The organism is Haloterrigena salina JCM 13891, assembly GCF_000337495.1.
Taxonomy (GTDB): Archaea; Halobacteriota; Halobacteria; order Halobacteriales; family Natrialbaceae; genus Haloterrigena; species Haloterrigena salina.
Map to the genome: position 1 here is coordinate 96,541 of NZ_AOIS01000029.1, position 22,842 is coordinate 119,382.

The 22,842-nt window shown below is 65.7% G+C and carries 21 protein-coding genes; 9 read left to right on the forward strand and 12 right to left on the reverse strand.

Translation table 11 applies throughout. The features are described from left to right. Positions 1-1,360: 1,360 nt before the first annotated feature. Positions 1,361-2,560, forward strand: a complete 1,200-nt coding sequence (locus tag C477_RS07910) for a Cdc6/Cdc18 family protein (RefSeq protein WP_049914409.1) — start codon at positions 1,361-1,363, stop codon at positions 2,558-2,560. A 296-nt stretch (positions 2,561-2,856) separates the two neighbouring features. Here C477_RS07910 and C477_RS07915 read toward each other — a convergent pair whose 3' ends face one another. After that, positions 2,857-3,213 (reverse strand): zinc finger SWIM domain-containing protein, encoded by a 357-nt coding sequence (locus tag C477_RS07915; RefSeq protein ID WP_008893943.1) that lies wholly within the window; start codon positions 3,211-3,213, stop codon positions 2,857-2,859. Between the two features lie 257 nt (positions 3,214-3,470). On the opposite strand from C477_RS07915, the gene C477_RS07920 reads away from it, so the two are divergent. Further along, positions 3,471-4,643, forward strand: coding sequence for a sensor histidine kinase (locus C477_RS07920; RefSeq protein WP_008893944.1), 1,173 nt, complete (start codon positions 3,471-3,473; stop codon positions 4,641-4,643). A 73-nt stretch (positions 4,644-4,716) separates the two neighbouring features. On the opposite strand, the gene C477_RS07925 is transcribed toward C477_RS07920, so the two are convergent. Continuing rightward, the gene (locus tag C477_RS07925) at positions 4,717-5,619 is read right to left on the reverse strand and encodes a type 1 glutamine amidotransferase (RefSeq protein ID WP_008893945.1); all 903 of its coding nucleotides are present in this window, start codon (positions 5,617-5,619) and stop codon (positions 4,717-4,719) included. A gap of 356 nt (positions 5,620-5,975) precedes the next feature. On the opposite strand from C477_RS07925, the gene C477_RS07930 reads away from it, so the two are divergent. Then, complete coding sequence (locus C477_RS07930) at positions 5,976-7,097, forward strand: tRNA (guanine(26)-N(2))-dimethyltransferase (protein ID WP_008893946.1); 1,122 nt, start codon at positions 5,976-5,978, stop codon at positions 7,095-7,097. A 30-nt stretch (positions 7,098-7,127) separates the two neighbouring features. Here C477_RS07930 and C477_RS07935 read toward each other — a convergent pair whose 3' ends face one another. Continuing rightward, a complete protein-coding gene (locus C477_RS07935; protein ID WP_012944272.1) occupies positions 7,128-7,328 on the reverse strand; it encodes a hypothetical protein in 201 nt (66 codons plus the stop codon). Positions 7,329-7,472: 144 nt separating this feature from the next. Here C477_RS07935 and C477_RS07940 point away from each other — a divergent pair, with 144 nt between their 5' ends. Continuing rightward, a complete protein-coding gene (locus tag C477_RS07940; RefSeq protein WP_008893948.1) occupies positions 7,473-8,789 on the forward strand; it encodes a YihY/virulence factor BrkB family protein in 1,317 nt (438 codons plus the stop codon). A 101-nt stretch (positions 8,790-8,890) separates the two neighbouring features. Here C477_RS07940 and C477_RS07945 read toward each other — a convergent pair whose 3' ends face one another. The 5 genes from C477_RS07945 to C477_RS07965 form a co-directional block, all read right to left on the reverse strand. Further along, positions 8,891-9,697: an alpha/beta fold hydrolase gene (locus C477_RS07945; RefSeq protein WP_008893949.1), complete on the reverse strand. Its 807-nt coding sequence runs from the start codon at positions 9,695-9,697 to the stop codon at positions 8,891-8,893. A gap of 82 nt (positions 9,698-9,779) precedes the next feature. Further along, the gene (locus C477_RS07950) at positions 9,780-10,676 is read right to left on the reverse strand and encodes a midas domain-containing protein (RefSeq protein WP_008893950.1); all 897 of its coding nucleotides are present in this window, start codon (positions 10,674-10,676) and stop codon (positions 9,780-9,782) included. A 111-nt stretch (positions 10,677-10,787) separates the two neighbouring features. Then, complete coding sequence (locus C477_RS07955; protein WP_008893951.1) at positions 10,788-11,108, reverse strand: hypothetical protein; 321 nt, start codon at positions 11,106-11,108, stop codon at positions 10,788-10,790. 82 nt (positions 11,109-11,190) lie between these two features. After that, the gene (locus tag C477_RS07960; protein WP_049914411.1) at positions 11,191-11,607 is read right to left on the reverse strand and encodes a response regulator; all 417 of its coding nucleotides are present in this window, start codon (positions 11,605-11,607) and stop codon (positions 11,191-11,193) included. A gap of 154 nt (positions 11,608-11,761) precedes the next feature. Beyond that, a complete protein-coding gene (locus tag C477_RS07965; protein ID WP_008893953.1) occupies positions 11,762-12,838 on the reverse strand; it encodes a Vms1/Ankzf1 family peptidyl-tRNA hydrolase in 1,077 nt (358 codons plus the stop codon). Positions 12,839-13,140: 302 nt separating this feature from the next. On the opposite strand from C477_RS07965, the gene C477_RS07970 reads away from it, so the two are divergent. After that, complete coding sequence (locus C477_RS07970; RefSeq protein WP_008893954.1) at positions 13,141-14,664, forward strand: aldehyde dehydrogenase family protein; 1,524 nt, start codon at positions 13,141-13,143, stop codon at positions 14,662-14,664. Positions 14,665-14,673: 9 nt separating this feature from the next. Then, a complete protein-coding gene (locus C477_RS07975; protein WP_008893955.1) occupies positions 14,674-15,126 on the forward strand; it encodes a hypothetical protein in 453 nt (150 codons plus the stop codon). Positions 15,127-15,171: 45 nt separating this feature from the next. On the opposite strand, the gene C477_RS07980 is transcribed toward C477_RS07975, so the two are convergent. Beyond that, a complete protein-coding gene (locus tag C477_RS07980; RefSeq protein WP_008893956.1) occupies positions 15,172-16,161 on the reverse strand; it encodes a DMT family transporter in 990 nt (329 codons plus the stop codon). A 270-nt stretch (positions 16,162-16,431) separates the two neighbouring features. Between C477_RS07980 and C477_RS07985 the strand changes: the two genes are divergently transcribed. The 3 genes from C477_RS07985 (at position 16,432) to C477_RS07990 (ending at position 19,091) form a co-directional block, all read left to right on the forward strand. Next, positions 16,432-17,229, forward strand: a complete 798-nt coding sequence (locus C477_RS07985; protein ID WP_008893957.1) for a helix-turn-helix transcriptional regulator — start codon at positions 16,432-16,434, stop codon at positions 17,227-17,229. 43 nt (positions 17,230-17,272) lie between these two features. Continuing rightward, positions 17,273-17,395, forward strand: coding sequence for a hypothetical protein (locus C477_RS24710; RefSeq protein ID WP_008893958.1), 123 nt, complete (start codon positions 17,273-17,275; stop codon positions 17,393-17,395). A gap of 163 nt (positions 17,396-17,558) precedes the next feature. Further along, positions 17,559-19,091: a TrkH family potassium uptake protein gene (locus C477_RS07990; RefSeq protein WP_008893959.1), complete on the forward strand. Its 1,533-nt coding sequence runs from the start codon at positions 17,559-17,561 to the stop codon at positions 19,089-19,091. Between the two features lie 123 nt (positions 19,092-19,214). On the opposite strand, the gene C477_RS07995 is transcribed toward C477_RS07990, so the two are convergent. From C477_RS07995 to C477_RS08005, 3 genes are all read right to left on the reverse strand, one after another. After that, complete coding sequence (locus C477_RS07995; protein ID WP_008893960.1) at positions 19,215-20,555, reverse strand: FAD-dependent oxidoreductase; 1,341 nt, start codon at positions 20,553-20,555, stop codon at positions 19,215-19,217. A gap of 751 nt (positions 20,556-21,306) precedes the next feature. Beyond that, positions 21,307-21,870 carry a hypothetical protein gene (locus C477_RS08000; RefSeq protein WP_008893961.1) on the reverse strand — a complete coding sequence of 188 codons (564 nt, stop codon included), beginning with the start codon at positions 21,868-21,870 and terminating at the stop codon, positions 21,307-21,309. A gap of 183 nt (positions 21,871-22,053) precedes the next feature. Beyond that, positions 22,054-22,692 (reverse strand): helix-turn-helix domain-containing protein, encoded by a 639-nt coding sequence (locus C477_RS08005; RefSeq protein WP_008893962.1) that lies wholly within the window; start codon positions 22,690-22,692, stop codon positions 22,054-22,056. Between the last annotated feature and the right edge of the window lie 150 nt (positions 22,693-22,842).

Here is a 22,842-nt window from a genome sequence, read left to right on the forward strand (position 1 = left end):
GTCCAGATTTTTGCGTGAGTGGTGAGTGAGCAGCGCGAACGAACCCGAGCGGAAAAAGGTGGGTGTAGACGGGGCTGCAGATCCTGCGGAACTTCGTCGAGATCTGTAGTCGAGAGTAGTCGAGACTCGACTGCTCGAGTTCTCTCGAGCGATTATTGCTCGCTTGTCTGCTTGCCGGTCGGCTGTTCGGTTACCGTTCGTTGGTGTTTGATCTCCGTTCGTGATCTACACGGGAACAGTGGGTGGACTCGAGAGACACACCCCTCGTTGCCGCTGTATAGATCCGGGAGATCCCGCGTCGCTCGAGAAAACGCCGGAATCCGTTGAGAGCAACTGCTGGGCCGCTTTCGGTTACCTTTTCGAAGCCAAAGCTAATCACCACTATTAAATACTATATCTGTGTCAACGTCCATTGAGTATATTGGACGAACTATCGTCCAATCGGTATTGGACGAGGGCTCGCCGCTCGAGGCGAACTCCACCTCTCGTTCCGGACCGGCCCCCTGTTCTGAATCAGCGGCCGAGACCGTCGATCCTCTCGTTGTTTCGGTTACTGCCTCGATCAGCGAGTTCGTCGCGGCGTTTCGACCGACAGTTCTGTGGGACGCTCTATGGAGGAGTCTCCCGGAACTGGCGCTGTCGAACCGATTGTCGTTTCCGTCGCCGTCGGTGTCAGTACGCTCGCTGCGCGTCAGTAACTGTTCCACACCTCGTGGGCGTCAGTAACTGTTCCACACCTCGTGGGCGTCAGTAACTGTTCCACACCGCGGTGGGTCCGTGAGTGTCCCCTCCCGACCTTCGCTTCGAGTCGATACCCACCGCCACTCCGTTACAGCGGCACCGCGGGGTGTGTGTCTCCGCATACAGCGGCACCGCGGTGTGGGAACCGACCGGTGCAGTTCCTATGGAAACTCTTTTTATCCGATACAGCGGAACTACGGTATCCGCCCCGTTCGTCGGGCCGTTCCCGACCCTCCCGATGACGGCCGTGTGACCCCGTCTCCGTTCCGGTCGAACGGGCGCCACCAGTCGCGTGTGACCTACCGGCATACAGCGGCACTCCGGGGTCTCCCGACGGGTGACCCGGTGACTGGACGTGGCTATACAGCGGAACCGCGGGGTGTGGCCACAGCTATACAGCGGCACTCCGGGGTTCCCTGCGCGGCTGTCCCTCGAGGGTCGCTCTAGGACAGTCCGAAATCGATACAGCGGAACCGAGCGATGCATCGCAGCCTATACAGCGGCACTCCGGGGTGTGATTGTTACATTTCAGAACCGCTCTCGAGGGAATCCTGTTTATACAGCGGCACTGCGGTTCCGAGCGTTTAAGGTGCTCCGGCGTCCTGTCCCTAGTACCTGAATGTCGGATTCGATGGATTACTTCGGCAGCGAGAACGAGATCTTCCGGAACAAGGAACTCCTGCAGGTCTCGCACCTCCCGGACGGCGACCGGATCATCGGCCGCGAGGACGAACTGACGAACCTCGCGAACGCGATCAAACCGGCCACGCGGGGGAACACGCCGAACAACGTGCTCGTCTACGGGAAGACGGGAACCGGGAAATCACTCTGTTCGAAGTTCATCACGAATCAGGCGATCGAACGCGCGGAGGGCAACGACGTCTCGATCGGCGTCGCGTACGTCGACTGCCTGCAGGAATCGACGGAGACCCAGGCCGTCCAGTCGGCCGGCCACCAGCTCAACGACCACGCCGAGACCGACGTCTCGATCCCCCACTCGGGGCTGAGCACGGCCGAGTACTACCGGCGGCTGTGGCACATCGTCGACACCCGCTACGACGTCGCCCTGATTATCTTAGACGAGGTCGACAAGATCGAGGACGACGACATCCTGATGCAGCTCTCGAGAGCCGTCGAATCCGGCAAACTCACCGAGAGCACGGTCGGCGTCATCGGCATCTCGAACAAGGTCCGCTACAAGGACTCGTTAGACGAGCGCATCAAGTCCAGCCTCTGTGAACGCGAGTACGTCTTTTCGCCCTACGACGCGACCCAGATTCGCGAGATCCTCCGCTCCCGGTCGGACGCGTTCCACGAGGGCGTCCTCGAGGACGGCGTCATCCCGCGCGTGGCCGCCCTTGCCGCCCGCGAACACGGCGACGCGCGGAAGGCGATCGACATCCTCCGCTTCGCCGGCGAGATCGCCGAGGAGAACGCCCTTGAGACCGTCACGGAGTCCTGCGTCGATCAGGCCCACGAGCGCGAGGAGACCAGCCGGCTGGCCGAACTCATCTCCAAGAGCCCCAGCCACGCGAAACTCGTCCTCGAGGCGATGGCCCTGCTGACCCAACAGAAGGAGGGCGACGACGCGCCCGTGACGACCAACGAGGTCTACGACCTCTACAAGCGCCTCTGCGATCGCGACGGCTCCGAACACCTGAAGCTGCGCCGAATTCGGGACATCCTCTCGGAGCTCGAGTTCCTCTCGATCATCGACCAGGAACGCAAGTGGGCCGGGAAGGGGAAGGGCAACTACATGGAAAACCGGCTGATCGACGACCCCGAGGTCATTATCGCGGCCTGTAACGAGTCCGACTAGCAGCGATTTTCGGCGATACGTCTCGAGGCGGACGAAAACGGTATCGAACGAAACTCGAGACGAACGGCGGATGACTCGAGGAGCATCCTGTTACCCTGGCAATGGGGATTGCCACTCCCTCCCCAGCCGATTCGCTCTCTCCCGTTGGTCGTTCGCTCATCCCTCGCACAGCTTCGAACGGCGTCTCACTTTTCGTTCGACGCAGTTCAGCGCGCGCCACCGCACGGTAGTAAACTTGAGGCGATCGTGGGCGGCTGGCTGGGGCGCTCTGAGAGAAAACTAACTTGGCACGAGTTTCAGAGCAGTTCGCGAACCTCCGAGTACCACATGTCGTGGTAGTCGACGTGGCCGACCCGGCGGGCGATAGCGACGGCCAGGGCGTGCCAGCACTGCTCGGTCGGATCGTCTGCGTCTAAGTTGTACTCGCTGTCCTTGCAGGTACAGCCGCCGTCCTCGACGATGTACTCGTCGTCGTAGCCGACGACGATCGTGAAATCGCGGTAGGCCTTCACCCGATTCTCGCCGACCGCCTCGATCGCGCGGACCCCGCGGTCGCCGTGGACCCTCGAGATCCGGTCGACGATCTCGGGGGTGAGTTCGCCGGTCTCCTCGAGGTCCGCCTGCCATCGCTCGACTGGGTTGGCCTCCGGCACGACCGCAACTGTGCGCCCAACTGTAAAATCGGTTTGGTTGTTGTGCCGCGACGACCGATCGGGCGGTGTGAACGGGGTTCGGGCAAGCGGTGTGATCCGAGGGATCGTTCGCGCCGGGTCGACCGCGCTTCGACCGGCGATCGACCGTTCGCGAGACCGCTCGACGAGCGGCTGCTGGGAACGACGACCGACCCTCGAGTACCCGTACTCCTCGGGTAACCGCAATCCAGAAATAGAGCGCGATTCCAGTAGAGGTAATGGATCGGGGGGAGCAGCAGACGGCTACCGTCGGGGGGAGACCCCTGATCGCATCGCTCGGCGCCTTGTATATCGTCCTCGCGGTCGGATGGTCGGTCGGTCAACTGAACGTCGGCAAACCGGCGTCGAACGTCACGCTCGTCGCGGCCTTCATCGGGGTCCCGGGGCTGGTACTCCTCTACGGCGGGTATCGGTTACCGCGAACCGACATCCGTCCTCGGTTCTATCCCGTGGTCGCACGCTGGTGTCTCGGCGGGCTCCTCTTGCTGCTCGGCATGCTCGCACTCTACCAGCTCGAGCCCGCCAAGGGCGTCAACGATCCGTCACAGGCCGCGCTCGTCCTCTCCGCGTTCGGGATCGCCGCCGGGTTCGGCGTCGGCGTCTACGACGCGCTGGCGAAGACCCAAGCGCTCGAAGTTCAGCGACGAAACCGGGAGCTACAGGAGGTGAAGCGGCGACTCGAGGCGACCAACGAGGAACTCGAGGCGTCGAACGAGCGCTTAGAGCAGTTCGCCTACGCCGCCAGCCACGACCTGCAAGAGCCGCTGCGGATGATCACGAGCTACCTCTCGCTCGTCGAACGCCGGTACGGCGACGACCTCGACGACGACGGCGAGGAGTTCATCGAGTACGCCGTCGACGGCGCCGAGCGCATGCGCGAGATGATCGACGGCCTACTGGAGTACTCGCGCGTCGAGACGCAGGGCGATCCGTTCGAACCCGTCGATCTCGAGTCGGTGTTCGCGGACGTTCGCCGGGACCTCGAACTCCAACTCGCAGAGCACGACGCCACCGTGGAAATCGGGCCGCTACCCCGGGTCAAGGGCGACGGTCACCAGTTACGCCAGCTGTTCCAGAACCTGCTCTCGAACGCGGTCGAGTACAGCGACGAACCGCCTCGGATCAGGGTCACCGCCGAGCGGAACGGCAGCCGCTGGACGGTGTCGGTCGCCGACGACGGGATCGGCATCGACCCGGACGATCAGGAGCGCATCTTCCGGGTGTTTCAGCGGCTCCACGGCCGCGATGAGTACGACGGCACGGGACTCGGACTCGCGCTCTGCCAGCGGATCGTCGAGCGCCACGACGGCGATATCTGGGTCGACTCCGAGCCCGGCAAGGGATCGACGTTCTCGGTGACGTTGCCGGCGGTCGCCGACCGCGACGAGTGAGCCCCCGTCGCTCGCTGTCGACCGCGAGCCGTTCTCTTGGTTCGAGGCGACGCCAACGATTCGCAGAGCCGACTCAGAACGACGTGCTCGAGTCGGCCGACGGTCCGTGGGGCGACTCGGCCGCGGCGGCGTCAGCAGTGGTCTCGACGTCGACGGGATCGGCATCGACGGTCCGAGCGGTATCGGTCTCCGAACCGGCGACGTCGCTCGTGCGACCGGCGGTCCGCTGCTCGCGCACGAACGCGGTGAAGTTGTCGAACAGCCGTTTGGCCTCGCAGGCGGCCTCGTAGCGCTCGGCGTCGATGCCCTCGAGCACGGCCCGAATCCGATCGGGCTCGAGGTCGCCGTCTTTCCCGGCGGTCACGCGCTCGGCCGTCGTCATGTCGTACTCGGGGTGGAACTGGACGCCGAAGACGCGGCCCCGCCGGAAGCCGTGGATGCCGTACTCGTTTCTGGCGAACACCGTCGCGTCGGGCGGCGCCGCAGCCACGCGGTCGGAGTGGGTGGTGAAGACGGTGAACTCCTCGTCGACGCCGGTCAGCAGCCGACTCGTCCCGTCGTGTTCGACGGCCCGGTAGCCGATCTCGTACTCGCCCATATCCTCGACGCGGCCGCCGAGGACGTCCGCGAGCAGCTGGTGGCCGTAACAGACGCCTAGAAACGGCAGGCCGGCCGCGACGGCCTCGCCGATCCACTCCTTTGCCGCGCCGATCCACGGTCGATCCCAGTAGACGGAGGCGCTCGAGCCGGTGACGACGCAGGCGTCGAAGTCGAACGTGTCGGGGAGTTCCCCGGAGGGGCAGTGAAACTCGACGAGCTCCGCGTCGAGTTCCCGCTCGAAGTTCCGCCGCGTGCTCTCGCGTTTGTGCGCCGCGTTCAACAGGGCGATCCGGAGTCGATCGTTGTCCCCCTTCCCCCGGTCGCAGCCGTTGCCCGCAGTCCCCTCGGAGCGATCGTCGGCCGACGGATCGATCACGAACGGATCCGCTCCGTTCGATCCGTCGCAGTCGCGTTGGCGCGCGATCGCCCGCCACTTTGTGGTATGCTATTCCAAGACATCGTTATTCGAACGACAGCACCGTCGGGTACAAAACGTTTTCCACTGAGTCGGTAACAAAACGCCGCTTTCAACGACGGTTTCGCGGTTCTATCGGGGGTTGATGGACGGACGTGTCTCGAATGAGCGTCTCGAGAAAACCCTGCAAAACGGCGGAGACGCCCGGTAAGCAGCGATTACTGCCGAGAGGGATACTCGCCGCGAGCTCCAGTCGAGGGGGCGGCGGCCCCGGCACAGACCACGGCGTTTTTCGCGGTCGCCCGTCGACAGGGGGTATGCGCGTCACCGAGGGCGGGATCGATCTCGAGGTCCCCGGCGAACAGACCGAGGGCGTCGAGGAGTCGGTGTTCTACAACCCCAGACAGGAGTTGAACCGAGACCTGACGATCGCGACGCTGCGGACCTTCCGCGAGCGCGAGGAGCGCGCCGAGAGCTACCTGGACGCGATGACCGCCAGCGGCGTCCGCGGGATCCGCGCGGCCGCTGACGGCTGGGACGTCACTTGCTGCGATCTCGAGGCAGACGCCGTCGACCTCGCGCGGGAGAACCTCGAGCGAAACGACCTCGCGGACGAGGCGCGCGTCGAACACCGCAACGTCAACGCGCTCATGCACGACGAGATGTTCGACGTGATCGACCTCGATCCCTACGGGACGCCGATGCCCTTCGCCGACGCGGCCTTCGCGCGCTGCCGTGACCTCCTCTGCGTGACGGCGACCGACACCGCGCCGCTCTGTGGCGCCCACTTCAACAGCGGCGTCCGTTCCTACAGCGCGGTGCCCCAGAACACCGACTACCACCCCGAGATGGGCGTCCGGATCCTCATCTCTGCGCTCGCCCGCAGCGGCGCCCGCTTCGACGTCGGCGTCGAGCCGATCCTGACCCACGCGACCAGCCACTACGTCCGGACCTACCTCGAACTCGATCGGAAGGCGAGCGCGGCCGACGCCGCCCTCGAGCACCTTGGACACATCTACCACTGCGAGGACTGCCTCTACCGCGAGACCGAGCACGGACAGGTCGCCGATCCGCTCGAGAGCTGCCCTCACTGCGGCGGCGAGCGCCTGCTCACCGCCGGCCCGGTCTGGCTCGGCCCCGTTCAGGACACCGAGTTCGTCGCCGACGTCCGCGCCGCGGTTCCCGACTCGTTTGGGACCGCCGAGAAGGCGCGGGAGCTCTGTGAGACCCTCGAGGCCGAACTCGACGAACCAACCCACTACGACCAGCACAAGCTCTGCAAGAACTGGGGGCTGCCCGCGAACGCGATGGACGAGTTCCTCGCCGACCTGCGCGAGGCCGGTTACGCGGCCTCGCCGGCCCACTACGGCGGGACGACGTTCAAGACCGACGCGAGCGTCGGCGAAATTCGGGCGGCGACCGAAGGGAGTCTCGAGTAATCGCTCCGTTCTCCGACCGACTCGAGCGCGTCACTCCTCCTCGGCGTACAACCGGACGAGCTGACATTCGGGACAGCAGACGCCCTGCAGTTTCGCTCTGTTCTTGAATCCGAGTTTGCCGAGCAGTCCCTCTCGCTCCCCGGTCGCGATCGAGAGCCCCATGCTCTCGCCGTCGCGCACCGGAACCGGTTCCATCGTCACGCCGCAGTCGGGGCATCGTCGTTGCTCCATGCCCTCCGATCGACGTGACAACAGGAAATAACTTCCTCTCGCGAACGGTCCCGCCACGATCCCACGATCCGTGACAGTACCGACGAGTGTGCAAGCCAGTGCCACACGGTCGCATATGGCGCTGGCCGTCGCTACTACCGGAACGTGCTCGACCGCAGGTTCGACTTCGAACTCGCCGGCGACGCCGTTCGCCTCGCTCGCAGCGAGCAGTTGACGCTGCTGGCGGCCGGCGTCGCCTTCTACGGGTTCATCTCGCTCGTGCCGCTGATGTTGCTCGCCCTGGGGCTCGCGGCGTCGATCGGCGGCGAGGCGCTGGCCGAACGGCTGACGTCCGCAGCCACCGACGTCCTCACGGAGTCGGCCCGAGAACTGCTCGCCGAGACGGTCCTCGATGACACCGGCCGACAGAGCGCGACCATCGCCGGCGCGCTCGGTCTGCTGTGGGGCTCGAGTCGCGTGCTCCGCGGCCTCGACCGGGCCTTCTCGCAGGTGTACGGCACCGCCGGCTCGAAGTCCTTGCTCGACACCGTCTGGGACGCGATGATCGTCTTCCTCGTGATCACGGGCGGACTCGGGCTCGTCGCCGCCCTCGAGTTGCTGATCCGGTACGTGCCGTTTCTGGGGGCGACGATCGTCGGCCCGATCTTCGTCCTGCTCGGGCTGGTCGTGACCTTCCTGCCGCTGTACGTCGTCTTCCCCGACGCCGACGTCGACCTCAGAGAGGCGCTGCCGGGGACGCTCGTCGCCGCCGTCGGCTGGTACGTCCTGAGCCGGACGTTCTCCCTCTACGCCGCGTTCGCCGGCGACTACGTCGTCTACGGCGCGCTCGGGGCCGTCTTTCTCGTGCTCGCCTGGCTGTACCTCGGCGCGATCATCCTCGTCTTCGGCGCCGTCCTCAACGCGGTCCTCGCCGACCGTGAAGTGGATCGGCAGCTACAAAGTCCCGGACATCAACAGTTTTCGACAGAAGCGATGACCGACGACGCCACGGGTGCCGACGAGGGGGCGACGGACGATCACGCAGGGACGGCCACGGAAGCGGCGGAGGCGGGATCGAGCCGCCGTCGAAGCGCCCGCACGCGGGATCGATCGGAGGATTCCGAAGCGCTTCGCGAGGAGATCGAACGCCTGCGCGATCGAGTTGATTCGTTCGAGGACAACGTCGAACGCCGCACCGTCGAGAAGGAGTCCCTCGAGAGCGAACTCAAGCGCTACGTCCGCCGGAAGCAACGACGGGGCCACGCCACCGACTGGGGGCCGTACCTCGTCTTGCTCTACGGGACGGCGATGTCCATCGGGGCGTTTTACTTCCTCGAGGGCGGCTGGGCGATCCTCGCGATGCTCGTCGTCTGGACCTCGACGCTCGGCGTCTACGTGCTGATGGTGCTGTTCGGCTTCGGGATCTCCGTCCTCGGTCTCCCCGGTCGCGTCCGCGATATGGTCGGCGAACGCCGTTCCTGACCGGTCCGTCCTCGTCTCTCCGACCCGTTTTCGATCGACTCTATCTCCGTCTCTGTCTCCGTCTCCGTCTTCGTTTTCAGCGCTAACCGGCGGCCCCCGACTCAGCGCCGCGCGGCGACGCGCTGTCGCACGAAGTTCCGGACGCGGTCCGTGTACGTCTCCGGCCGGTGGAGGTTACAGATGTGGCCGACGCCGGCGATCACTTCGACGCGACCGTCCTGGGCCGCCGCCGCATGCTCCCGCTCGCCGCGGCGCATGAGCTTGTCGTTCTCGCCGTTGAGCACGAGCGTCGGGCCTGGATAGGTCGACAGCTTCCCCCGGAAGTCCTCGCCCGCGATGAACGGTCCCGCGTTGCCGAACTCCCGCGGGTAGATTCCCGAATCGATGATCTCCCGCTCGATGTCCGCGGGGAGATCGCGATTGCGTACCCAGCGGTAGCCGAGTTTTTCGACGGCTCGACAGCCGATGTCGGGCTTCGTAGCGAGCCGAGAGATCCCCCCGGTCGCCCGCGTGAGCGTCTCCATCCCGCCGACGGGATTCACGCTCGAGCCCGACAGAATCAGCCCGTCGACCGTTTCGGGATGGCGATAGGCGTACTCCGTCGCGACGTAGCCACCCAGCGAGAGCCCGACCACCACCGCCGTTCCGCCGGCGTGCTCCTCGATGGCGCGCTCGAGGCGGTCGACCGCGGGTTCCATCCGGAACTGCTCGTCGCCGTAGACGCCGTGGCCCGGCAGGTCGAACGTGACGACTCGGTACTCGGTCGATAGCGCCCGCTGTTGGGGGAGCCACATCTTCCGCGTGAACATCGCGCCGTGGACGAACACGATCGACCGATCGTTTCCCGCGCCGGCGACGTCGATACCGTCGATCCCGTCGGTTCCGCGCTCGCTGTCTCGACCGAACATAGGCTTCCTATCAGCCGGCGACCCATAGTGTCCGGGCCGGCGAGACACGGCGTTCGAGCCGCCGCTCCCGATCGGGGCCGCGTCAGTCTCCGCGCCGGTCGTCGGCGTCCTCGTCCTCGTTCTCGATCCGGTCGCGCAGCCGCTCCGTCTCGGGATCGTCCTTGAGGTCCGTCTTCCCCGCGTCTTCGGTCGTCGGCCCGCCGCGCTCCGCCTCCGCGTCGCGGTCGGGGTCGGACGTCGGATCGACGTCCGCTCCGCGGGGCTGTTCGCCAGGATCGACCGCGGCGTCCGTCCGTCGCGGCTCGCCGGTTCGATCGACGGCGGCGTCGGTGGGTTCGAAATCGTCGTCACGGTCGACCGCAGCGTCGGTCGATTCCAGCTCCGCGTCCGGATCGACGGCGGCGTCGGTCGACTCGAAATCGTCGGTCGGTTCGACCGACGCCCCGGCCCGGGTACCGCCCTCGCGCTCTTGGCGGGCTAGCTCCGTCGGGTCCGCCTCGAGACCGCGATCGCTCGCTCGGTCGCGCCCCGGTTCGGACTCGTCGGGTGCGGTCGTGCCGCGCTCGTCGATCGCGTCCGTCTCCTCGAGGGTCTCACCGGTCTCGTCGCGGAGGTCCTCGGCGATTTCGGTCTCCTCGGTCCCGGCCGAGCCGCCGGCGGGTTCGGTCCGTTCCTCGCCCGCGTCGTCGCCGGTGTTCGAATCGACGGCCGCCTCGAGATCCTGCCGGTCGACGGACGGGAGTTCGCCCTCGAGGCGGACGGCGTCGTCGGTGACCTCGCGGACGGAATCGGTATCGAGCGGGTGCGCGGCGTCGGCGACGCCCTCCCAGCCGATCGAGGACTTGACCGAGTCGACGGCGGCCGTTTCGGGTCTGACGTGAGCGACGTCCCCTTCGACCGACGTGACGACGCCGACCTCCTCGCCGTTGCCGTTCACGACGGACTTGCCGACGTCGTCGTTCGAAAACGTTGCACACATGCGTGTGGCTACCACCACCCGCGGGAAGCCAGTGGTGCCTGCATTCGTCAGGGCCACTAATGGCTGCACTCGGCGGGTGCGGTGCCCGTCGGACGGGTCCGGTTTACTCCCTCACTGATCCGGACGGTTCTGCGGGTTGTCCTGGCGGCTCTCGGATCGTTCGTCCGCGGCCGTCGTCCCCGTCTCTCCGGTCGAAAACTCCTCCGTCAGATGGATCCGGGTATCGGAGACCGCGTCGACGGCGTCGGCCTCGAGGACGAAGGGATCGATGGTGTCGCCCCAGCCGAACCGGGCCATGATCGAGTCGAGCGCGTCGGGAGCCGGCTCGACTCGGGCTCGGTCCCCCTCGATCGCGTCGACGGTCCCGATCACCTTCCCGTCGGCTCGCTCGACGGGTTTTCCGACGTCGTCGTCGCTGAATGTCGCACACATACTGGACGGTCTCGGTTCGCGAGTAAAGCGCGTCGTGCCTGCAACCGCCGCGGATTTTAGAGAGAAGAGAGACAGTTCTCGGTCATTCGGCGGGCTGTTCCGACAGCGACTGCACGATCGCGTCGAACTCGTCCGGATCCAGCGGCTTCTCCACGCGAGCGTCCACGACGGCCGCGATATCGTCGTCTTCGAACACCCGTTCCTGCTGCGTACCCGAAAGGACGATGATGGGGACGTTCCTGCTGTCGTCGTCCATCTCCTCGAGGATCTCCTCTCCGTTCATCCGCGGGAGATGCAGATCGAGGAGGATCGCGTCCGGCCGCGGGGCGTCGGCGTACTCGCCGCATTGAGAGAGAAAATCCAGCGCGTCGGACCCGTTGGAGACGACGTGGACGGTCGGTTCGAGCCCGGTCTCTTTCAACAACTCCTTGGTCAACCGGACGTCACCGGGATTATCTTCCACTAAAAGTATTTCCCCAAAGGGATTTGGGCCATCCATTACTCTCTCAATGGCGACTCCGGTAGTTAAGAATTCGGTCTCCCGAGGATCTAGCTCATCGCTGTCTGAACGTTCCGCTCGAAAACACGCCGGAATCTGCGACCGAATCGTTTCAGCTCGGGACGCTCCCGACAGCCGCGCTTTCTGCGAGCCGTCAGTCGATCGGGAACCGCAACAGCGCTCCGATCCCGCCGAACGCCTCGGCGAACCGGTTGCCGTCGGGGAAGTCGTCGGGGACGACGACGGTCTCGCCACCCTGCCCTTCGGTTCGCTCCCCGAGTTCCTGCAGGTCCGCGCCCTCCAGACCCGTCGAGAGCAGCAGCGTCTCGACCGCGTCGAACGCGAGGGCGTCGTCGACCGCCTCGCGGCCGTAGGCGACGGGCTCGTCGTCGCCGATCCGATCGAAGAACTCGCCGAGCGTCTCGCGAACGTCGTCCCGATCGCGTTCCTCGAGGGCCTCCTGGCCCTTCTCCGCGAGCTGCTCGAGGCCCTGCTGTGTGGCGTACTCGACGGCGAACTCGTCGACGATCCGGTCCTCGAGGCGGTGATCGAGGTCGGCCTCGTCCCGGAACGTCTCGACGATGCCTGTCGTTCCGCCCAGCAGGACGCTGTCGACGGGCTCGTCCCCGATGAACGTCCGCTCGGCGCGGTCGGCGACTTCGGCGAAGAACTCTCGCTTCTGGCGCTCGCGGTCGCGTTCGAACCGCTCGGCGAACTGGCCGCCAGCGCTCGACTTCCCGGGGACCTCGCTCTCGAAGCTCTCGAGGGGCTCGACGCCCTCGTCGTCGAGCACGCCCAGTGCGGCGCCGCCGCGTTCGACGACCAACAGACCGTGGGTCGACTCGGGCTCGGTGACGTCCTCGAGTGGCCCGAGGTCGAACTCGTTTGCGTGGCGGTAGATCGACTCGTCGACGGGGACCGGCAGGTCGTCGAAGACGGCCGCCACGCGATCCCCGTCGGGAACGCCGGCGTAGATCGCCAGCCCGCTCTCGGGGATCTCGTCGTACTCGTTCAGTTCGCTCCGGACGGTCTCCAGCGCGTCGGTGAGCGGTTTCGGAAACGACCGCTCGTCGCGCTGGCTCGCCTCCGCGTAGTCGGTCTCGACGGGTTGGCGGGCCTCGCCGATCGTCTCCTCGGGCGGGACAGCGAGGCTGACGAGGATATCGCGGTCGGCGCTTGCGGACGAGAGTCGGTCGAGCCGTTCGTGGAGTTCGTAGGATACGAGTGACATGGATCGGGTAGGGCGCCGGCGCCTCCGAACGCGAAAACGGGGGCGGTCGCAGGGGCGGCGAGCGTCCTCGCTACGAGAACCGCGAGGTTGAGCGGCCTGCCGGCGCACTCATGCAGATTGACCGATCGAGTGCGAGGACTCGAGACGGGACTCGTGTCTGACTCCGGGGGGAGGGGAACCAATAGCGGTTACGCTACTATCGAATACAAATGAGTGCTACTTTGTAATGAACCTAATCCAGTTATTATATCAGATACCTACCTACTAGTATTATTACGCACTGTCTGGAACGGCGACGTGGAATGGCCACCGAATCGCAGCCGAGCGGCGACCGGACGGATAGTATCAGCCAGCGCCATCGAGAGACCGCAGCGGACGTTATTCCGCCGAATTTGAAACTGTATATCGGCGGCGACTGGGTCCCCAGTTCCGCCGGCGAAACGTTCGAAACGCGAGATCCGACGACGGGCGAGACGCTCGCGACGGTGCAAGCGGGCACCCGTGAGGACATCGACCGAGCGGTGGAAGCCGCCTGGACCGCCTACGACGAGACGTGGTCGGACTACTCGGCCGCCGAGCGTCAGCGCGTCCTTGAGGAGATCGCGGCCCGCGTCGAGGAGAACCGGGAGGCGTTCGCCCGCCTCGAGACCCTCGACAACGGGAAGCCGATCAGCGAGGCCAGAATCGATATGGAACTGGTCGCGGACCACTTCCGGTACTTCGCCGGGGCGACCCGCGTCAACGGCGGCGAGACGATTCCGAGTGGCGATGGGCAACACGTTCAGACGCTTCGCGAGCCCTACGGCGTCGTCGGCCAGATCATCCCGTGGAACTTCCCGCTGTTGATGGCCGCCTGGAAGCTCGGCCCGGCGCTCGCCGCCGGCAACTGTTCGGTCCTCAAACCCGCCGAGGAAACCCCGCTTACGGTCCTCAAGCTCATGAATGAGATCGACGACGTCCTTCCGGACGGCGTCGTCAACGTCGTCACCGGATTCGGGCCCGACGCGGGCGAGCCGCTGGCGAAACATCCCGACATCCGAAAGATCGCCTTCACCGGATCGACCGAGGTCGGCAAGCAGGTGATGACTCAGGCCGCCGAGCACGTCCACGACATCACGCTCGAGCTGGGCGGGAAGAGCCCGCTGATTATCTATCCGGACGCGGATCTGGAGAAGGCGGTCGCCACGACGATCACGGCCATCTTCTACAACACCGGCGAGTGCTGTTCTGCGGGCTCGCGGCTGTTCGTTCACAGCGACATCAAAGACGAGTTCGTAGAGGCGTTGGCATCGACCGCCGAGGACCTCACCGTCGACGACCCGCTGTTGGAGGAGACGACGCTGGGGCCGAAAGTCACCGAAGAGCAGGCCGAACGCACGCTCGAGTACATCGAGGAGGCCCGCGACGCCGGCGCCGACTTCCTGGCCGGCGGTGACGTGCCCGACGACGAGGCGCTCGCGGAGGGGAGTTTCGTCTCCCCGACGCTGATCGACGACATCGACCACGACAACCGCGCCGTCCAGGAGGAGATCTTCGGGCCCGTCCAGGAGGTGTTCGAGTGGACCGACTACGACGCGATGATCGAACTGGCCAACGACGTCGACTACGGCCTCGCGGCGGGTATCATCACGAACGACATTACGAAGGCCTACGAGACGGCGAAGGACGTCGAAGCGGGGAACGTCTGGATCAACCAGTACAACGCGTTCCCGGCCGGGATGCCCTTCGGCGGCTACAAACAGTCGGGAATCGGCCGCGAAGTCGGCTACGAGGCGCTGGCCGAACACTACACCCAGACGAAGACGATCAACCTCGCACTCGAGTGAGAGAGTGAGATGACCGACGCTGCGGCAGTGCCGTTTCCGTTTCCCCGGTGGGAGGGTGAGCGCGCGACCCACCTCACCGTCGCGCCCGACGACAGTATCTACGTCGTCCCCTCAGGGGCACACGAACGCCTTCACCGGATCGTGATCGGCGACCGAGACGTCACCGAGCGGTTCGATGGACTCCGAGGGACCAAGGTCGAACTCGCGCTCACCGGTTGGGTGCAGTTACAGAGCGATCGACTGACCGATCGCGTCAACGTCGACGCGCCGGACGGGTTCGACGACGTGGCCCTCCTCGAGCGGTTCGCTCGGATGCACGACGCCGGGTCGGTCGCGGTCGCGCGGTATCCGTCGGGGATCGTCGTCGCGAGTCCGCCAGCCGAACTGACGCTCCCCGGACGCGGCGCTCGCGTCCCGGTTTCTGTACCCGATGGTCGGGCGTCGACCGACGACTCCCGGTAGTCATCGCTGCCATCGTGGGCTGAGAGGACAGTTGCGTTCGGCCGATCAGTCCGAGCGGTACCCGCGTGGTTCCTCGCTGACGGACGCCCCCTCCTCGCAGGTGGACGCTTCGACCGTCGGGTCGGGCAGCCGCGAACGGATGTCGATCGAGTCGCTGCCGATGACGGCGAAGCCGGCGAAGATCGTCAGGAAGCCGACGATCGCCGACGTCGCGACGGCCTCGTCCAAGATCGCCCAGCCGCCGAGCGTCGAGACGACGGGCACGACGTAGAAGATCAGGTTCGCCGTGGTCGCCTCGGTCGCCTCGAGCAGCCCGAAGTAGGCGATGTACGCGAGGACGCCAGCGACGATGCTGACGTAGCCCAGCGCGACGAGCGCGTCGGTCGTCCACGTGATGGCACTCATCGACTCGCCGGTCGAGTAGGCGAGGCCGTGACAGAGGGCCGCCGCGATCGGGAGTCCCCACGCGATCCGGACCGTACTCGAGAGCGTGGCCGTCGACCCGGCCCGGCGGATGAGGACCGCGCCCAGCGCGGCGCTGATCGCGCCGGCGAAGAGGATCGCTCGCCCGAACGCGTCGCCGCCCAGCAGGGCCGCGGGGTCGGGGCTGACCACGAGCGCGACGCCGATCAGTCCGAGCCCCATCCCGATCGCGCCGCGCCGTGAGAGCCGTTCGTCCGAGAGGAGGACGGCCGCGAACACCGGCGTCAGAATCGGGTTGAGGCTGAAGACGATCGAGCCGACGGCGCTGGTCGCGTACTGCTGGCCGACGAACAGGAGGGCGTTGGCCAGTCCGATCACGAGGCCGCCGGTCGCGAGGATTCCGACGACGTCGCCCCGCGTCTCGGGCAGGAGGTCGTCGCCCGACGCGGTGAGCGCGACGTACCCCAGCATGACCAGCGCGGCGATGTCGAATCGAATCGCGACGAACAGCAGCGGCGGGAAGTACTCGAGGCCGGCCTTCGCCGCGACGAACGTTCCCCCGAAGAACACGCTCGAGCAGACGAAGAACGCGAGCGTTCGACGGTCGATCACTGGTCGATCACCACCGCACCCGTGCGATCGTACAGAGAAGTCGCCGACGGATCGTCAGTCGGCAGAAATTCTTCGAGGATCATCATACACCTACGTAGGTGGCCAGCCCATATAGTTTCGTTCAGAAAATATTTCACAGCAAGAAAGACTGCGGCCGGCGAGAGTGGACCGACGACGGGAGAAAGCCGTGCACCCTCGATGCACTCGAACACGGTATGAAATCATTTCACGGTGCGAAACAGCTTTCCCGAAGGGTGGCGAACGGAGCGTATGGAATCGGCACTCGAAGAGATCGAGTTCCTCGCGCTCTCGGCCAACCGCGTCGAGGTGCTCGAGTCCCTCGCCGAGGACGGCCACACCCGCAACGAACTGGCCGCGGCGACGGGGGCCTCGCAGGCGACGCTGGGGCGCATCCTCGGCGACTTCCGGGAGCGATCGTGGATCCGTCGGGAGGGCAGCGAGTACGTCGCGACGGCGACCGGACGGCTCGTCGCATCGGGCATCACCGACCTCCAGCGGATCATCGAGACCGAACGGCGACTCCGCGAGGTCGTCGACTATCTGCCGAGCACGGAACTGACCTTCGACCTCCGGCGGCTGGCCGACGCAACGATCACCACGCCCAGCCAGACCCGTCCGAACGCGCCGCTGTCGCGGCTGCTCGAGTTGCTCGAGGACGCCGACGACGTTCGGACGGTCTCCCACGCCTTCAACGAACAGACGCTGTCCGTCGTCCAGGACCGGGCGGAAACGGGCGAGCAGACGTTCCGCGGCGTCTTTTCCCGAAGCGCGATCGAGGCGCTCGTCGACGACGCGACGCTCCGGGACCGACTCGAGGCGCTGCTGGCGACCGACGAGACGGCGATCAGGGTCCGCGACGGGTCGGTTCCGCTCGCGGTGATGCTCCTCGACGACGTCGTCTACCTGCTCTTGCGCGACGAGCAGGGCGTCCTGCGGGCGTCGATCGACACCGACGACGAGGCGGTCCGGTCGTGGGCCGAGGAAACCATCGCGGAGTACTGGACGAACGCCGACTCGCTGTCGGACGCCGGATTCTCGCTCGAGTGACGCCGGCGATACGCTTACGGGGCCGCCCGTGGCAGCGTCGACCATGAGCGCGGAGTGGCCTCGAGAGATCGGCGATCACACGGTGTCAGACGAGTGGATCTGCGAGGACTGCGGCGCCAGCTACGCCTGTCTCGACCAGTTCCGGGAGTCCCCGTGCGAGGCGTAGCGGCCGCCGGTCCGCGGTTCCTCGCGGGCGCATCGAACGCCGACCCGAGGCGCGTCCCGACTGCCAGCGGCGCGGTTCGACGACCGACGGGTCCTCGATTCGGCCTCGCAAGCCGTCGATTTACCACAACGTATCCGAACCCTCCGTCCCACACTCAGTAACGATGGATTTCCACGTCGACTACCGCGTCTCGGTGAGTCTCGTCGGTACCGTCCTGAAGTACATGACCGTCCCGTTGTTTCTGCCGCTGGCGATCGCGGTCATCTACGGGGAGTCCGTCCTCCCGTTCGTCGTCACGATCCTCGTCGCGCTCGCCGTCGGCCTCGGTCTCGAGGAACTCCATTCGGAGCCGAAACTCGGGCGGCGCGAGGGCTTTCTGTTCGTCGCGCTGACGTGGCTCGCCGTTCCGCTGGTCGGCATGCTCCCCTATCTCGTCGCCGGTCAGGGAACGATCGCCTCGCCCGCGAACGCGCTCTTCGAGTCGATGTCCGGGTTCACGACGACGGGGTCGACCGTCCTCGGTGAGATCTCCGTCGAACGCCACTCCCGATCGGTGCTCATGTGGCGCCAGCTGACCCAGTGGCTCGGCGGCATGGGAATCATCGTCCTGATGGTCGCGATCCTTCCGCAGCTGTCGGTCGGGGGCGCGCAGCTGATGGAGGAGGAAGCGCCCGGCTTCAGCATCGAACAGCTCACGCCGGGCATCCAGGAAACCGCGCGTGCGCTGTGGCGGATCTACATCGGCTTCACCGTCCTGGCCGTCGGCCTCTACTACGCCCTCCATGCGGGCGGACTCGCCCCGAACATGGACCTCTACAACGCCGTCGCCCACGCGCTCACGACGATGCCCACCGGCGGCTTCTCGCCCGAAGCGCGCAGCGTCGAGGCGTTCAGCCCCGCCGTCCAGTGGGCGGTGATGCCGTTCATGCTGATCGCCGGCACCAACTTCGCGCTCTTCTGGCACGCGTTCAACGGCCGCTCGGACCGGCTGTTCGAGAACTCCGAGTTTCGCTCGTACGTCGGGATGGTCGGGCTCGTCGGGGCGATCCTAACCGCGTTTCTGGTGACCGGCCTCGGACTGGCGGAGCCCCCCGATTTCGTCGGCACCATCCCCGGCAACCTCGAGGCGTCGACCCGCCACGCGCTGTTCCAGTCGCTGGCGTTTATCACTACGACCGGCTACGCCAGCATGGACTTCAACACGTGGAGCGAGCCGACCCAGACCGTCCTCCTGTTCGCGATGTTCCTCGGCGGCTCCGTCGGCTCCGCCGCGGGCTCGATCAAGATCGTCCGCTGGTACGTCATCCAGCGGGTCGTTCGCCGCGAACTGCTCACCGACGTCCACCCCAACGCGGTGGTCCCGATCCGCGTCTCCGACGAGGTCATCGACGAGGAGACGATCCACGGGCTGCTCGCCTTCACGCTGCTGTTTCTCGTCCTCTTCGCCGTCTCGACGATGCTCATCTACTTCGATACCCATCGGATCGAGGAGAACCTGACCGCCTTCGAGGTGATGAGCGCGACGGTCGCCACGCTGGGGAACGTCGGTCCGGGCTTTGGTATCGTCGGGCCGATGAACAGCTTCCTGCCGTTCTCGGACGCCGCGAAGCTCTACATGGTGTTTCTCATGTGGATCGGCCGGCTCGAGATCCTCACCGTGCTGGTCGTGCTCACGCCGTCGTACTGGTGGGACTGACGTCCGCCGGGCAGGCACGCGACACGGGAGGTCTGTGACGCGACGATTCGATCTGGCTACGCCTCGAGTGCGAAATCGCGGACGGGGTCGAAAACGAGGTCCGAACGACGGCGATCGCCGTCGTCAGTTCGCGCGCGGGAAGTTGTCGATCGTGTCCGCGCGGAACGCCTCTTCGTCGAACTCGTAGTCACCGTCGAGGAACTCGAGGACCTGCTGGGTGTCCTGTACGGCGTTTTTCAGACAGGTCGAGGCACCCGGCGACGGCGTGATGTTGAAGATGATGTCGTCGCCGACGATCTTCGCCTCGCCCATGTCGAGGGATTTCTTGGTCGTGTCGACGATCTGCGGCCGAACGCCGCCGTACCCCTTCGCGCGCTCGATGTCCTCGAGTTCGACGCTCGGGACGACCTTCTGGACGTGCGGGAGGAACTGTCGCGGGCCGACCTCGGGGACGTCGTAGACGAGGTTTCGGAGGACGTACGGCAGGAGGATCCGGTCGGACAGGATGTTCGCGTAACTGAGGAACGCCGCCGCGTTCAGTCCGAACACGTCGAGGAAGTCCTTCACGGTCGAGATGCGACCGCGCTCGAGGGTCGGGACGAGCTTCGCGGTCGGGCCGAACCGCGTGATGGAGTCGTCGTGGACGTCCGCGTCGCCGTGGACCGCGGCGAAGGGGAGCTTCTTCATCTGGAGGGTGTAGACCTTCCCGTTGAGCAGATCGTCTGCGAGGAAGAAACTGCCCGCGATGGGGAGCAACACTTTGCCCTCGCCGTAGCCGAGTTCCTTGGCGATCTGGAGGCTGTGCGAGCCGGCCGCGACGACGGTGGCCTCACAGTCGAACCGGCCGTCGGTCGTCTCGATCGTGTAGCCGTCGAGCGTCGGCGTGATGTCCTCGACTTTCGTTCCGGTGAAGACGTCGACGTTTGGCTCGTCCTCGGCCTGTCGGACGAACGACTGCGTCGCCGCGCCGTAGTCGACGACGTAGCCGTCGGGCGTCTGTAACGCGCGCATCTCCTTCGTGGGGTCCCGGCCCTCGACGACCTTCGGCTCGTAGTCGGCGATCTCCTCGCGCTCGATCATCCGGAGCTTCGGGAAGAGGTCGCCGAATCCCTCGCCCTCGTAGCGCTGCTCGAGTTCGGCGACTTCCGCCTTGCCGACGCCCAGCACCATCTTGCTGCGCTTGTCGTGCATCTCGCGGTCGTCGTCGTGGTTTTCGAGATAGCCCGCGAGGAGCTCCGCGCCCTCCTTGACTTCTTCGGCTTTCTCGAGGGTGTAGTTGGTCTCGATATCGCCGAAGTGGAGCGTCTGGGAGTTGTTCGTGTGGTTCGTGTTGATCGCGGCGATCTCCCGTTCTTTCTCGATCAGTGCGATGGAGTCGACGTCCGAGAACTTCGCGGTGGTGTACAGAAGCGACGCACCGCTGATCCCACCACCGACGATAACGAGGTCATATTTGCCAGACATGGTTGATTTCGGTAGGTACCCGTTTCGACCGCTGTACTCCGAACAGATAACTCATATTTTTTCGAACGGAGGTTCGTCGATCGACGAACCCTCTCTCGACGACGCGAGAATCGAACAGGAAGGCGCGTTTCGACGGACCAGTTCGACGTATACGTCGTCTGTACGGTCGTTCTGAGCGGTTCGGGCACGTCAACGCGTCCCAGACGGTCGTCGATTATCTACCATCCCGGTTGTAGTTCGGCAGCTGTCGACAGGCGATGGATCCGTGTGCTCTGAGGTTTTTTATAAGGGATTCACATCACGCGGTTCGAAACTCACTGCGCGCGAGATCGGCGCTCGATCGGCGCGGAGATTCGCTTTAGGTCGGTGTCCGACGTCCGGACCACACGGGGGACTCGCCCGTCCAGAGCTTGCTGAACTGTCGACTCCAGTGTCAGACGACGCTGTCGCGGCAGCGCACGTCGAAGGTGACGTAATTGTGCGTCCCCATGCACCGCGCGTTCGCTCGTTTACTACTGGTTCTTTCTCTGAGAAATTGACCGGCGGTTCGACCGCGTTCGGTCGACGCCTCGGTCGCGTCCTCTGTTCTCGAACCCGAACCTGAGCTCGAGCCCGAGCGGCGACCGTCAGTAGCCGTCCTCCGAGAGCGGTTCCTTCGCGTCGGTCCGCGCGCCACCCGGCCCGTTGCGGAGGACTCGATCCCGAACCACCAGCGGCGGGCCCTCCTCGTTCGGGACGCGACGACCGTCCGTCAGCCGGTATGGGTCTCGTCGCGGCTCGACGGTCGGTCGATCGATCGCAGCCCTCGGTCGGCCACCACCGCGCCGGCGATCAGTGCCGGCAGCCAGAGGACCCCCGGTCCGAGATGGGCCAGCTCGTCGAACGTGAACCCGGCAGTCTGGTGCACCGGAAGGCTGTGCACGAGGAATACGACGGGAAGGGCGACTGCAGTCGCCCACGCCCACCGCTGGCCGCGCCGAACCCCGAACCAAGCGAGCGCGATTACGGCGATACCGACGGCCACCATGAGTCCGGCGACGTTGACGTGGAGGTGGTCGATATAGTGGACCACCTCGTGGTGGGTGGTCGCGAGTTCGCTCCGCGTGACGCCGCCCAGCGTCTCGACACCCGACTCGAAACCGGGTTCGAAGACGACCCGGTACAGCATCGCCGCTCCGTTCGCGATGAGCCCGACTCCCGACAGCGCGAGCAGGTACGCGCCCCAGCGCAGGCTCCGATCGGCCGTCGGACGGGTCGCGTTTTCGATCGTCGATTCGGTGCGCCGTTCGCCATCGAGTGCGGTCGGTTCTGCCATACACGAACGGCTATCGCGCCGCGATCACATCCCGATTCTTGCGGGCCTGCTAGGCGGCTTTATGTCGGTCCCGGACGTCGCTCGCTCGAGGCTGGCGCAGTTGTCGATCTGCCGTGACGTCGCCATTGGATCTCGAGCGCGAACGCGAACCGACGCAGCGATTCGAACCGTTCGTTCCGGTCGCTACGTCGGGAGTTGCGTCGTGAGCAGGTTCCGCTCGGCCCGCTGGAGGTGTTCGGAGACCGTCGCGTCCTCGAGCCCGAGTTCGCCGGCAATCTCCGCCGTCGACGCCCGTCGGGGGACCTCGTAGAACCCCATCTCGTAGGCCGTCTCGATGACCTCTCGCTGGCGGTCCGTCAGCGATTCCAGCGGGTTCGCCTCGCCGTCGTACTCAGCGAGCTTACAGAGGTCGGGGACGGCGCCGGCGGCCTCGTAGTTCCGGAGCATCTCCCGAATGGCCGCCTGCGAGCCGACCAGCGAGATCAGGACGCCGCGATCCGTCACCGAGGTCTCGCAGTTGCCGAGCAGCGCGTCGTGGTCCTCGGTCGCGTCCGCGGGCAGTTCCGCGGCGGAGAGTTCCAGCAGGTACCGATAGCCGGTCTCCGTCTCGGCGAGCAGTTCCCAGTCGCTGACGCATTCGAGATCCTCGAGGCCCTCCGGATCGAGTCGGTCCGCGACGTCGATCTGCGGAACACAGGTGGTCCCGTGGTCCTCGAGCATCTCCACGTCGCGAATTCCCGCCTCTCGGAGGAGCGCGACGAGCCCCTCGAAGCCCATCGCCTCGAGCGCCGCGTCGCTGAGGGTCACGATGGCTTCGCGCATGGTACGACGGACGACGATCGCGCGTATAATTTTTTCAGTCGATGCGTCCGGGAAGGGGTTTATTCGCCCTCGAGGCACGTCCGCCATTCGGCGTCCGTGGCGCGGCATACCGAACGTGTTCCGTCTTCGGGAGCCTTCTGTCGATAAAGA